At 36.8% G+C, this 11,267-nt stretch carries 12 protein-coding genes and 1 other annotated feature; all 12 genes read left to right on the forward strand.

All coding sequences use genetic code 11. From position 1 onward, the window contains the following. Window positions 1-9: 9 nt before the first annotated feature. Window positions 10-249, forward strand: a complete 240-nt coding sequence (locus MKY94_RS06590) for a YlmC/YmxH family sporulation protein (protein ID WP_144537969.1) — start codon at window positions 10-12, stop codon at window positions 247-249. Window positions 250-323: 74 nt separating this feature from the next. Beyond that, window positions 324-1,013 carry a YggS family pyridoxal phosphate-dependent enzyme gene (locus tag MKY94_RS06595; RefSeq protein ID WP_342578278.1) on the forward strand — a complete coding sequence of 230 codons (690 nt, stop codon included), beginning with the start codon at window positions 324-326 and terminating at the stop codon, window positions 1,011-1,013. Continuing rightward, window positions 1,010-1,492: a cell division protein SepF gene (locus MKY94_RS06600; RefSeq protein ID WP_144537971.1), complete on the forward strand. Its 483-nt coding sequence runs from the start codon at window positions 1,010-1,012 to the stop codon at window positions 1,490-1,492. Before MKY94_RS06595 ends, MKY94_RS06600 begins: the two co-directional genes overlap by 4 nt. A 17-nt stretch (window positions 1,493-1,509) precedes the next feature. Further along, window positions 1,510-1,770: a YggT family protein gene (locus MKY94_RS06605; RefSeq protein ID WP_144537972.1), complete on the forward strand. Its 261-nt coding sequence runs from the start codon at window positions 1,510-1,512 to the stop codon at window positions 1,768-1,770. Between the two features lie 178 nt (window positions 1,771-1,948). Continuing rightward, entirely contained in the window at window positions 1,949-2,737 is a 789-nt protein-coding gene (locus MKY94_RS06610; protein ID WP_144537973.1) for an RNA-binding protein, read from the forward strand. A gap of 94 nt (window positions 2,738-2,831) precedes the next feature. Beyond that, on the forward strand, window positions 2,832-3,341 hold the full coding sequence (locus MKY94_RS06615) for a DivIVA domain-containing protein (protein WP_144537974.1): 510 nt from the start codon (window positions 2,832-2,834) through the stop codon (window positions 3,339-3,341). A 52-nt stretch (window positions 3,342-3,393) separates the two neighbouring features. Then, window positions 3,394-3,612: a binding site (T-box leader), on the forward strand. A 68-nt stretch (window positions 3,613-3,680) separates the two neighbouring features. After that, window positions 3,681-6,443 carry an isoleucine--tRNA ligase gene (ileS, locus tag MKY94_RS06620; RefSeq protein WP_342578279.1) on the forward strand — a complete coding sequence of 921 codons (2,763 nt, stop codon included), beginning with the start codon at window positions 3,681-3,683 and terminating at the stop codon, window positions 6,441-6,443. A 313-nt stretch (window positions 6,444-6,756) separates the two neighbouring features. After that, a complete protein-coding gene (gene lspA / locus MKY94_RS06625; RefSeq protein ID WP_144537976.1) occupies window positions 6,757-7,233 on the forward strand; it encodes a signal peptidase II in 477 nt (158 codons plus the stop codon). Next, window positions 7,233-8,159 carry an RluA family pseudouridine synthase gene (locus tag MKY94_RS06630; RefSeq protein ID WP_144537977.1) on the forward strand — a complete coding sequence of 309 codons (927 nt, stop codon included), beginning with the start codon at window positions 7,233-7,235 and terminating at the stop codon, window positions 8,157-8,159. Before lspA ends, MKY94_RS06630 begins: the two co-directional genes overlap by 1 nt. Window positions 8,160-8,357: 198 nt before the next feature. Continuing rightward, the gene (gene pyrR / locus MKY94_RS06635; protein ID WP_144537978.1) at window positions 8,358-8,897 is read left to right on the forward strand and encodes a bifunctional pyr operon transcriptional regulator/uracil phosphoribosyltransferase PyrR; all 540 of its coding nucleotides are present in this window, start codon (window positions 8,358-8,360) and stop codon (window positions 8,895-8,897) included. A gap of 23 nt (window positions 8,898-8,920) precedes the next feature. Then, entirely contained in the window at window positions 8,921-10,240 is a 1,320-nt protein-coding gene (locus MKY94_RS06640; protein WP_342578280.1) for a solute carrier family 23 protein, read from the forward strand. Window positions 10,241-10,388: 148 nt separating this feature from the next. Beyond that, window positions 10,389-11,267, forward strand: coding sequence for an aspartate carbamoyltransferase catalytic subunit (locus MKY94_RS06645; protein WP_191696407.1), 879 nt, complete (start codon window positions 10,389-10,391; stop codon window positions 11,265-11,267).

Below are 11,267 nucleotides of genomic sequence, written 5' to 3' on the forward strand. Positions count from 1 at the left end.
AGGGAACTGATGAAATTTTCAGATGCACAGCAAAAAGAAGTCATCGAGGCAAACTCCGGCCAATTGCTAGGGTTTATAGTAGACGCTGAAATAGACAAAGAAACAGGTTTTATAACTTCTTTTATAGTGGAAACTAATGGGGCATACCCCACATTTTTTAATAAAAAAAGAGAAACTAAAAAAATTGACATACAAAATATAGCAATAATTGGAAAAGATGTAATAATCGTTTCAAAAAACCGAGAATAGGTACTGTTCTTTATTGATAAAAGGCCATTTCATTGATACAATGAACAAAACAAAAGATGAAGAGTTGGTTTTATATGTCAAATGTGAAAAGTAATTTAATCAGTATCCAAAAGAATATAGAAAAATCTTGCGTACGAGCTAATCGAAATATAAAGGATGTAACTATGATCGCAGTTACAAAAGAAGTTTCTGTAGAGCGGACAGAGGAAGTTATACAAAATGAAATTTTACATCTTGGAGAGAATCGACCAGAAGGATTAATGAAAAAAATTGAAGCTATTTCAGCTGATGTTAAATGGCACTACATAGGCTCTTTACAAACTAGAAAAGTAAAATCGGTTATTAATGAGATAGATTACTTGCACTCTTTAGACCGGAAAAGCTTAGCTGACGAAATTGAAAAAAGAGCAAGCACAGTGAAAGATTGCTTTGTTCAGGTAAATGTTTCGAAGGAAGAGTCTAAGCATGGCCTTTCTTTAGAAGAAGCCGAGTTATTTATTGATGAACTTAAAGACTATTCTCGAATACGTGTTGTTGGTCTTATGACTATGGCACCTAATACGGATGATGATTCGCTTATAAGACAGGTTTTTCGTGATTTAAAAGAGCTACAAACGAAAATAGCTGCAAAACAACAGCCTCATGCTCCTTGTACAGAATTATCTATGGGTATGTCTGGAGATTATGAAATTGCTATTGAAGAAGGAGCAACATTTGTAAGAATAGGAACTGCATTAGTCGGTAAAGACAAGGAGGATGAATGAGTATGAAAAATTGGGTAAAAAACTTTTTCTATTTAGAAGAGGATGAAGATACATCTGTTCCACAACAACAGCAAAGACCACAGCAGCAGCCTGTAGAACCTCAACAAATAAAACAACAGCCTGTTAAGTCTTACGCTAAGGAACGAAAATTCAATACTGCTCCTAAGGAAACTGCTGCAACCAATCTTGTAAGTATACAAAATATGCAAAAATCCTCTAAGGTAATCTTAATCGAGCCAAGAGTATATGCGGAGGCGCAAGATATTTCTGAGCATTTAAAGAATAAAAAAGCCGTTATAGTTAATTTGCAACGAATCGATAAGGAACAAGGAATCCGAATAATCGACTTTTTAAGTGGAACAGTATATGCTTTAGGTGGAGACATTCAACGAATAGGAACAGATATTTTCCTATGTGCTCCTGATTCCGTAGAAGTTGCAGGTTCGATTTCAGATTATTACTATAACGATCTAGATTAATAGAGGAGTTACTTACAATGGATTTAATATTAGTTTTGTTAGCTCAATTAGTACAAATATACTCATTTGCATTGATTATTTATATCTTTATGTCTTGGGTACCCAATGTACGTGAATCTGCAATAGGGCAGTTTTTAGGGAAAATATGTGAGCCCTATTTAGAGCCATTTCGCAAAATCATTCCACCAATCGGTATGATTGATATTTCTCCGATTGTAGCTATTTTTGTTTTAAATATAGCTATGAGAGGAATTTTATCTTTAGGTCAATTCATTTAACCTCACATTAGTGAGGTTTTTTTGTAGGAGCAAGTGGCTCTTATCGATAAAACCAATGCCAAGCATGTGCTTAAAGCGCAAACAAAGACTTTGATCCATGTCTTATTTTTTGGAAAAGTATCCCTGCAAGGGTGCTAGCGTGTTTTCTTACTAAAAATTTCAGCGAGGTCTCAGCAGTATGGAACATCTATTACAGCATTTTAGAAAAGAAGAGCAACCATTTATTGAACAAACCACTAATATGATGCGAGAAGTTGAAGATCGTTATGCTCCAAGGCTAACTGATTTTCTAGATCCTAGGCAGCAGTTTATTTTAAATTCTGTGCGCGGACAATATGATTCTATTGAGTCAAGTGCAGCAGGAGCATTAGAAGATGCTGAAAGAAAAAGAGTACTTCTATATCCGTCATATTTTGAACCAACAGAAGAAGATTATAATATGACTGTAGTTGAAGTAAAATATCCTCAAAAGTTTGTTACCTTAAAGCATAAAGACGTGCTTGGCTCGATGATGTCCCTAGGAATTGACCGGAGTAAATTTGGAGACATTCGAGTGGAGGAAGGCTCGATTCAGTTTGTTGTTGCTACAGAGGTTTTAGATTATGTGAGGGCGAATTTTGTTGGGATTGGGAAAGTGAAGGTTCATATTGAAGTAGTAGATGACTCTTCCAATTATTTCAGACAACACGAGGAATGGGTATCAGAAAATCACACGGTGAGTTCTTTAAGGCTAGATACTGTTATTTCTTCTATTTTCAATATATCTAGACAAAAATCTGCTTCTCTTATTCAAAGTGGTAAAGTAAAGGTCAATTGGACTGAAAAAGACCAACCGTCTATGGAATTACAAGAGCTAGATATGATTTCTATTCGTGGATTTGGTCGCATAAAATTATTGATGATAGAGGGAAGAACCAAAAAAGACAAAATAAGACTTCAAATTGGTAGAATAGAGCCAAAAAAATAATTTTCTTAAACTTAATTTGAAATTTAGATGTATTCAACCAGTCTGAAATGTATAATAGAGGGAAGAACATTAGTATGTAAAGGAGATGGATAGGATGCCACTAACACCACTTGATATACATAACAAGGAGTTCAGTAAGGGATTTAGAGGTTACAACGAAGATGAAGTAAATGAATTTCTTGATCAGATTATGAAGGACTTAGAAATACTTATCAAAGAAAAAAAAGAGTTAGAGCTCAAATTAAAGTCCTCCAGTGAAAAGGTTGGTCATTTCACGTCTATAGAAGAAACCTTACATAAGTCCATTGTAGTTGCGCAAGAGGCTGCTGAGGAAGTTAGACGCAACTCACAAAAAGAAGCAAAGCTCATAGTAAAAGAAGCAGAGAAAAATGCAGATCGTATTGTCAACGAAGCTCTTTCCAAAGCTCGAAAAATAGCCTTAGAAATTGAAGAATTGAAGAAACAGTCTAAAGTTTTCCGAAATCGCTTTAAAATGCTTGTAGAGGCACAACTAGATCTTATTAATACTGATGACTGGAATCATTTGATGGAGTATGATGTAGATACAACAGCTGTAGATCGTATTTCTGCTACAGAGGAATAAGAGATTTCTTGACTGATGGTCGTACATTTCCTATAATAATTTCATATCATATATATATGCATTGAAAAAGACGTCTAAAAATGATTTTTGTAAAGCGACTTGAGGATGGTGTGAGCTCAAGCAATGAAACGTTTTAGTGGATCACTTTGGAGCAAGGATACTGAATTTTTAAGTGTCTTCGGATTATGTCCCGTTACGACATACTAAGCGGCGGTTACTTTTAGTGATCGCAAGTAGGGTGGTACCGCGAGCATAACTTCTCGTCCCTTTTGGGATGAGGGGTTTTTTTATTTTCCATGAATTATACCAGCACCTGCGAAAAACAAAGGAGGAAGAAAAATGGAGTACAAAGACACACTATTAATGCCAAAAACAGATTTTCCTATGCGTGGAAATCTACCAGTGAAAGAGTTAGATATCCAAGCAAAATGGGAAGAACAGGATATTTATAAAAAAGTTTTAGAAAGAACGGAAGGGCGTCCATTCTTTGTTCTACATGATGGCCCACCGTATGCGAATGGTGATATTCATATTGGGCATGCTTTAAACAAAGTTCTTAAAGACATGATTGTTCGTCACAAATCGATGACAGGCTTCCATGCTCCTTATGTTCCAGGTTGGGATACACATGGACTACCAATTGAACAAGCTCTAACTAACAAAGGTGTTAAACGTAAGGAATTATCACTTGCTGAATTTAGAAAGCTATGTGAGGATTATGCATACCAACAAATTGACAACCAACGATCACAGTTTAAACGTTTAGGCGTTCGTGGAGATTGGGATAATCCTTATGTAACATTAAAGCCTGAATTCGAATCGCGACAAATTGAAGTATTTGGTGCTATGGCTAAGAAAGGTTACATCTACAAAGGATTGAAGCCTGTTTATTGGTCACCTTCAAGTGAATCTGCCCTTGCAGAAGCTGAGATTGAATACCAAGACAAAAAATCTCCTTCTATTTATGTTAGCTTTGCTGTAACAGATGGCAAGGGTGTTTTAGAAGAAGGGACAAAGTTCATTATTTGGACTACTACTCCTTGGACCATTCCTGCAAACTTGGCAATTTCATTACATCCACGAGTAGAATACGCAGTAGTACTAACAAAAGGGAACAAATATGTAATTGCAAAAGACTTAGCAGAATCTGTAGCAGCTGAGCTAGGATGGGAAGAATACTCTATAGAACAAACAATTCTTGGTCAAGAATTGGATCGTCTAGTTGCTAAGCACCCATTATATGACCGTGACTCTTTAATAATCCTTGGAGAGCATGTTACAACAGAATCAGGTACTGGCTGTGTTCATACAGCACCTGGCCACGGGGAAGACGACTTCTACGTAGGAAAAGCTTACGGTCTAGATGTGCTTTGTCCTGTTGACGAGCGTGGGGTACTGACAGCTGAGGCACCAGGCTTCGAAGGACTATTCTATGATACAGCAAACAAAGCAATTACTGAGGAATTAGAGAAAGTAGGAGCATTAGAGAAGCTTACATTCTTTACTCACTCATATCCACATGACTGGCGTACGAAAAAACCTGTTATCTATCGTGCAACTCCTCAATGGTTTGCATCAATTGAGGCTTTCAGAGATGAATTATTGCAGTCTATCCGTAATACTGAATTTACACCAGCATGGGGAGAAACTCGTCTGTATAATATGATTCGTGATCGCGGAGATTGGTGTATCTCTCGTCAGCGTGTATGGGGTGTGCCAATTCCAGTATTTTATGCAGAGGACGGCGAACCAATTTTAACAGAAGAGACTATCTCTCATGTATCAAATCTATTCCGTGAGTATGGTTCAAATATTTGGTTTGAAAGAGAAGCAAAAGAGTTACTTCCTGAAGGGTTCAAACATCCACATAGTCCAAATGGAATTTTCACAAAAGAAACAGATATTATGGACGTTTGGTTTGACTCTGGTTCTTCCTACCATGGTGTATTAGAGGAACGTGATGATTTAGTATTCCCAGCAGATTTATATCTAGAAGGATCTGACCAATATCGCGGATGGTTTAACTCTTCTCTAATTACGAGCACTGCAATGTATGGTCATGCTCCATACAAAGGGTTATTAAGCCACGGCTTCATTTTAGACGGTAATGGCCGAAAAATGAGTAAATCATTAGGGAATGTTGTAGTCCCTGCTAAAGTAATGAATCAATTAGGTGCTGATATTCTACGTTTATGGGTTGCATCTGTAGATTATACAGCGGATGTTCGTGTATCTGATGCAATCATCAAACAAGTTACAGAAGTCTATCGTAAAATCCGTAATACGCTTCGTTTCTTACACGGGAATATTAGCGACTTTAATCCAACAAGTGATCGTGTTGCATTTGAGAACTTACGTGAAGTAGACCAATATATGTATATGAAATTACAAGAGGTTATCAAAACGGTAAGAGCTGCTTATGACCGTTATGATTTTGCTACTGTTTATCACACTGTTAATAACTTTGTTTCTGGTGAATTGAGCTCATTCTATCTTGATATCGCTAAAGACGTTGTGTATATTTACGGAACAGATGACAAAGATCGTCGTGCTATGCAAACTGTAATGTATGATACACTTCTTGCTTTATTAAAATTATTGACGCCAATACTTCCACATACAGCAGATGAGCTTTGGGCTTATTTGGAGCATGAGAAGGAAGAAAGTGTTCAATTAACAGATATGCCAGAAGCTCTTGACTACCCTGCATTTGAAGCACTTGCTCCAAAATGGGAAAAAATCATGGGATTACGTGATGATGTATTAAAAGCATTAGAGGAAGCTCGTAATGCGAAAACAATTGGTAAATCATTAGAAGCAAAAGTAACATTGTATGTTAGTGATGAATATAAAGCGTTGTTCGACACAGACGCAATTGATTTCGCGCAACTGTTTATCGTATCTAAGTTTGTTTTAGGTGGTTCTCAATCTGAAGCACCAGCAAACAGTTTAGTGCTTGAAAATTCATCCGTTGTAGTTGAAAAAGCAGACGGAGAAAAATGTGAGCGTTGCTGGACTATTGCTGAAACAGTAGGAGAAAGTGAAGCTCACCCGACACTTTGCTCTCGCTGTGCAGAAGTAGTAGAAAAACATTACGTTTAATATATACAAAGTGGCCCTATGCTAAATAGGGCCACTTTTTTTAAAAAATTAAGACAGAGTATTTGATTAGAAAGATAGATCACATGAATATGAATTACACTAAAAGTTTGAATAATAGATAAAAGAATTAATTTTTTCTTTTGTAAATCATAGATGCTCTTTTACGTAGGATAGGTTTCTATGGTAAACTATTGTAGATTGTTTAATATTATTCAGCAAAAATCTTTTTAAATAATTAGTGGGTGGATATAATATTCACTGCAACAAACGTAGAGAGGTCTTTAAGGCTTATTTGATTATCGGGGGAATTAATGTGTGGAAATTTTATGGACTAGCAGCATTTGTCATTGCATTAGATCAATGGACAAAATGGCTTGTTGTTAAAAATATGACGCTTGGTGAACAAATTATGATTTGGGACCCATACTTTGCACTGCTTTCACATCGTAATCGTGGTGCTGCATGGGGTATGCTACAAGGACAAATAGGTTTTTTTGCAGTTATCACTGTAGTTGTGATTGTTGCGATTATTTATTACTTTCATAAGGAAGCAAAAGGGAAACCTCTTTTTCAAGTAGGATTAATGCTTTTATTAGGAGGAGCAATTGGAAACTTTATAGATCGACTTTGGAAAGGTGAAGTAGTCGATTTTGTAGATGTACTCATTCCGGTTGTTAACTATGATTTTCCGATTTTTAATATTGCAGATGCTGCCCTAACATTAGGAGTTGTAGTTGTAATTATTTTTATACTACGAGAAGAACGAGCTGAAAAGAAAAAGGTGAAATAATGGAAGAATTAACGTTTATTATTGAAAAGGACCAGGAAAAAGAGAGAATTGATAAAGCGATTGCCTCTTTTGAAACAGATTGGTCCCGTACACAAATTCAAAATTTTATAAAAGATGGTAGTGTTTTAGTCAACAATGAGCCCGCAAAAACGAGCTACAAGGTAAAAGAGGGCGATGTAATTGTAGTAACTCCACCAGAAGCGGTTGAGCTAGATATAGTTGCAGAAAACTTGAATCTTGAAATCGTTTATGAAGACGAGGATGTAGTGGTAGTGTACAAGCCACGAGGTATGGTTGTTCATCCTGCTCCTGGCCATCTAAGTGGTACGCTCGTTAATGGTCTAATGCATCAAATTAAGGACCTTTCAGGTATCAATGGAGTTTTACGCCCAGGAATTGTCCATCGTATTGATAAAGATACAACTGGCCTTCTAATGGTTGCTAAAAACGATGTTGCCCATGTTTCGTTAGTTGATCAGCTAGTAAAGAAAACAGTTACTCGTAAATACACTGCACTTGTTCATGGACATATCGCGCATGATAAAGGAACAATTGATGCGCCGATTGCTCGTGATAAAAAAGAGCGTCAAAACATGGCGGTTGTGGATAACGGTAAGCATGCTGTAACACATTTCCGTGTTTTAGAACGTTTTAACAAATTCACTTTAGTGGAATGTCAGTTGGAAACTGGAAGAACGCATCAAATTCGTGTTCATATGAAGTATATCGGTTATCCATTAGCAGGAGATCCTAAATATGGACCGAAGAAGACTATAGATTTTAATGGTCAAGTTCTACATGCAGGAGTTCTCGGTTTCATACAGCCAAGAACAGGGGAGTATTTAGAATTTTCTTATCCGCTACCAGAGGACTTTACAGATTTGTTGCAAGACTTGCGAAAACAATCATTGCCAAAAGAAGAATAGTCCGTTATACTAATTACAATAAATTGAATAGCTTCACCTTTAATAACAGTCCAGAGAGGCTGAGAAGGTACATGTGAAAGTGACTCACTATTATTCTGCGGATTAATAGGTTCACTATATCTTATCGCGCACATACAACCTCTTGAGCTTCTCTAGCTTAAGAGGTTTTTTATATTATGGATAGGAGGATGTAATCGTATGGAAGAAAAGGCAAGCATATTGGATGAGCAAGCTATCAACAGGGCACTCACTAGAATTGCCCATGAAATTATTGAACGTAACAAAGGAATTGAAGAGTGTATATTAGTAGGGATAAAGACTAGAGGTACATTTTTAGCGCAAAGACTTGCAGAAAGAATCGTAAAAATTGAAGGTAAACCAATCAAAACGGGTGAGTTAGATATTACATTGTATAGAGATGATTTATCTTTAAAAAATGCTTCTAACGAGCCACTCGTACAACAAGTTGATATTACACATGATGTTACAAACAAAAAGGTTATTTTAGTAGATGATGTTCTGTTTACTGGGAGAACGGTTCGAGCAGCGATGGACGCAGTAATGGATTTAGGAAGGCCATCCCAAATACAACTTGCCGTGTTGATAGATAGAGGTCACAGAGAGCTACCAATCCGAGCAGATTATGTAGGTAAAAACATTCCTACCTCTAGTAGTGAAAAAATAGTGGTTAAAGTTACAGAGACGGACGAAGTAGATGCTGTAACAATATTTGAATAATCCTAGAAAGGTGGGGACCTTAAATGTCGAAAGCGATATTAGATGTAAATGATAAACCTACAAGCGGACAACTGATCACTCTAAGTTTTCAGCATATGTTTGCGATGTTTGGCTCAACAATATTAGTACCACAGCTTGTAGGGTTAAGTCCCGCAATCGCGTTACTGACTAGTGGTATAGCAACAATCATTTTCTTAATGATAACCCGATTTCAAGTGCCGGCTTATTTAGGTTCCTCATTTGCTTTCATAGCACCAATTTTATTGGCAGTAAATGGACTTGGCGAATCGGGTAAAGCTATTAATCCAGGTAATGCAATGATTGGAGCAGTATTTGTAGGTTTAGTATATGGTATTGTGTCACTGATCATTTGGAAAAGTGGATACAAGTGGATTATGAAGTTATTGCCACCAATCGTTGTTGGTCCGGTAATTATGGTTATTGGTCTGGGATTAGCAGGAGTTGCTGTGGACATGGCGATGAATATCACAAATGTAGAGACAGGTTTAAAAGAGTATAGTTTCTTACATTTTTCTGCTGCACTTGTAACATTGTTTACAGCAATCATTTGTACTATCTTTTTTAAAAACATTATTAGTACCATGCCAATTTTGATTGGCTTAGTAGTTGGATATCTCTATTCTATCCTAATTGGAATTGTAGATTTTACTCCTGTTAAAGAGGCAAGCTTCCTAGCGTTACCCGATTTCTTAGTACCAGGAGTTCATTATGATTTTGAAGTTACTTCTAAAATCTTGCTCATTATGGTTCCTATAGTCATTGTTACTATCTCTGAACATATTGGGCATCAATTAGTATTAGGGAAGGTTGTAAATCGAGACTATATTAAAGAGCCTGGTTTACATCGCTCACTTCTTGGAGATGGGTTAGGAACATTCGTAAGTGCTTTAATCGGTGGTCCACCAAAGACTAATTATGGCGAAAATATTGGTGTGTTAGCCATTACACGAGTTTATAGTGTGTACGTAATAATGGGAGCAGCAGTTGTTGCAATCTTGCTATCCTTCTTTGGTAAAGGAATGGCGCTTATCACAACAATACCTACCGCAGTTCTCGGAGGGGTATCTATCCTGCTGTTTGGGATTATTGCTTCTAGTGGGTTGCGCATGCTAGTAGAAGCAAATATTGATTTTGGAAACAGTCGCAACCTAGTTATTGCATCTGTTATCTTAGTAATCGGTATTGGTGGAGCTAAATTTATCGTAACGGAAGCATTAAGTATAGAAGGAATGGCACTAGCTGCCATCGTTGGAGTAGTTTTAAACTGGATTCTTCCTGGAAGAAAAGAAGCTGAATCATCTGGAAATGACACAATAGAATAATGACCTTTTAATAAGTTGAACAGAGAGTCAGCGAAGGGTTCGGACCAAAAAAGAGATTTTTACTTATAGAATCTCTACTTTGGTTATGCTTAACGGACCTTCTCGAATTTTTCGAGGAGGTTTTTTTATAAAAGAAAGGCGGATATTCATGAAAAATTTAGTATCAATGAAAGATTTGTCAGTTGAACAAATACTAGCTATTTTAAAACAAGCACAAGCGTTTCGTGAAGGCGCCGTCTCAACTTTAAAAAACAAATATACAATGGCTAACTTATTCTTCGAACCGAGTACAAGAACGAAAATGAGCTTTGAAATGGCTGAAAGAAAGCTACAGCTGGAGGTGTTACCTTTTGATGCGGGGTTTTCTAGTACATTAAAGGGTGAGACACTATATGACACAGTAAAAGTACTAGAATCTATAGGCTTGGATGCATTAGTTATAAGACATGAACAAAATAACTATTTCAATGAACTGGTAGGGAAAGTGAGACCTGCAATCATCAATGGAGGGGACGGCACTGGAAACCATCCCACTCAAAGCCTTTTAGATATCTTTACTATTTGGCAAGAATTTGGGGGATTGAAGGATAAAATAGTCACAATAGTAGGGGACATAGCGCATAGTAGAGTGGCAAGATCGAATGCAGATGCTTTAACTAGGCTAGGAGCTAAAATTCATTTTGTGTGTCCACGTGAATGGCAAGCAGAATTTGAAACTACTAATAGTTTTGATGATGTAATTGAAGTAAGTGATGTTTTAATGATGCTACGAGTGCAACATGAAAGGCACGATGGTTCGATATCATTTTCAAAGGAAGAATACCATCAATCCTATGGTCTGACTTTGGAGCGAGAAAGCAGGATGAAAGAAGGATCAATTATTATGCACCCTGCTCCGTTTAATCGTGATGTGGAAATTGCAAACGAATTAGTAGAATGTGAGCGTTCTAGAATTTTTAAGCAAATGGAAAATGGTGTTTATATCCGAATGGCTGTTATTGAGATGATCTTGAAAGGGAGAGAATAA

The organism is Psychrobacillus sp. FSL K6-2843 (assembly GCF_038626375.1).
Taxonomy (GTDB): Bacteria; Bacillota; Bacilli; order Bacillales_A; family Planococcaceae; genus Psychrobacillus; species Psychrobacillus faecigallinarum.

Bases quoted from the DNA above. Each gene is read 5' to 3' on its own strand.
- MKY94_RS06590 (WP_144537969.1), top strand. From the start codon at position 10: ATGAAATTTTCAGATGCACAGCAAAAAGAAGTCATCGAGGCAAACTCC.
- MKY94_RS06595 (WP_342578278.1), top strand. From the start codon at position 324: ATGTCAAATGTGAAAAGTAATTTAATCAGTATCCAAAAGAATATAGAA.
- MKY94_RS06600 (WP_144537971.1), top strand. From the start codon at position 1,010: ATGAGTATGAAAAATTGGGTAAAAAACTTTTTCTATTTAGAAGAGGAT.
- MKY94_RS06605 (WP_144537972.1), top strand. From the start codon at position 1,510: ATGGATTTAATATTAGTTTTGTTAGCTCAATTAGTACAAATATACTCA.
- MKY94_RS06610 (WP_144537973.1), top strand. From the start codon at position 1,949: ATGGAACATCTATTACAGCATTTTAGAAAAGAAGAGCAACCATTTATT.
- MKY94_RS06615 (WP_144537974.1), top strand. From the start codon at position 2,832: ATGCCACTAACACCACTTGATATACATAACAAGGAGTTCAGTAAGGGA.
- ileS (WP_342578279.1), top strand. From the start codon at position 3,681: ATGGAGTACAAAGACACACTATTAATGCCAAAAACAGATTTTCCTATG.
- MKY94_RS06630 (WP_144537977.1), top strand. From the start codon at position 7,233: ATGGAAGAATTAACGTTTATTATTGAAAAGGACCAGGAAAAAGAGAGA.
- pyrR (WP_144537978.1), top strand. From the start codon at position 8,358: ATGGAAGAAAAGGCAAGCATATTGGATGAGCAAGCTATCAACAGGGCA.
- MKY94_RS06640 (WP_342578280.1), top strand. From the start codon at position 8,921: ATGTCGAAAGCGATATTAGATGTAAATGATAAACCTACAAGCGGACAA.
- MKY94_RS06645 (WP_191696407.1), top strand. From the start codon at position 10,389: ATGAAAAATTTAGTATCAATGAAAGATTTGTCAGTTGAACAAATACTA.